This window comes from Nonomuraea lactucae (assembly GCF_003313395.1).
Classification (GTDB): domain Bacteria; phylum Actinomycetota; class Actinomycetes; order Streptosporangiales; family Streptosporangiaceae; genus Nonomuraea; species Nonomuraea lactucae.
This window is the reverse complement of record NZ_QNFZ01000381.1, coordinates 1-846: the sequence shown is the minus strand read 5'-3', so window position 1 is coordinate 846 and position 846 is coordinate 1. Positions and strand designations below refer to the sequence as shown.

The window sequence follows — 846 nt, the reverse complement described above, 5'->3', positions numbered from 1 at the left end:
GGCCGGAGCCGGCGCTCGTCGCCGCGGCGGCGGGGGCGGCCTCGGGCGACGAGCACGCGAGCGCGGCGGCGCTCCAGCACGCGGAGAGGCTGCTGGAGCACGCTTCCGGTACGGAGGCGTACGCGGGGCGACTGTGCGCCGGTCTCATCCGTTTGGCCCGGCACCGCTCGTCGGAGGCGGCGGGGTTCGAGGGGCCGGCGGGGCTCCTGCTCAGGTTCCCTGACCGGCTGCCGGACGACTGTCCCGAGCTGCGCGCGCTGGTGCTGTCGGCGCGCGCCACCACCGCCATGCGGGCGGGGCAGCCGGCGGAGGCCGCGCGCTTCTTCGACACCGCCCTGGTCGCCGCCACGCAGGCGGGCGGCGACTTCCAGCGGCGCTCGTGCCTCGGCTACCTGGCGCTGATCGAAGCCCTGCTCGGCCGGTTCGGGCACGCCGCCGACCTGGTCACCCGTGCCGCGCGGTTGCCCGAGGTGTCGCTGAACCCGCCCGGCAGGCGGGTCGCGGTCGCGCATCTCGCCGCCGCGTGGGTGCGCCTCCAGCGTTACGAGCTCCAGGCGGCCCGCGCCGAGCTCGACAGGGCCGCGCGGGCCCTGCGGGAATGCCCCGATCCGCTGCTCTCCGCGGTGCGCCGGTTGGTCGCCGCCCGCCTGGAGATCGCGCGGGACCGGCCGGGAGACGCGCTGGGCCTGCTCGGTACGGCCTCCGGCCCCGCGGAACGGGTGCCGTGGCTCGAACGCAGGGTACGGCTCGTGACCGCGGAGGCGCACCTGGCGTGCGGCGCGGTGGACGCGGCCCTGGTCGCGGCCGAACAGGCGGGCGGGGCCGGCACTCCTGCCTCGGCCCTGG

General features: G+C 78.3%; 1 protein-coding gene. It reads left to right on the top strand.

Annotation, left to right across the window (positions count from 1 at the left end):
- Window positions 1–846: hypothetical protein (locus DQW85_RS22085; RefSeq protein ID WP_205315308.1), on the top strand; the 846-nt coding region annotated here is incomplete at both ends.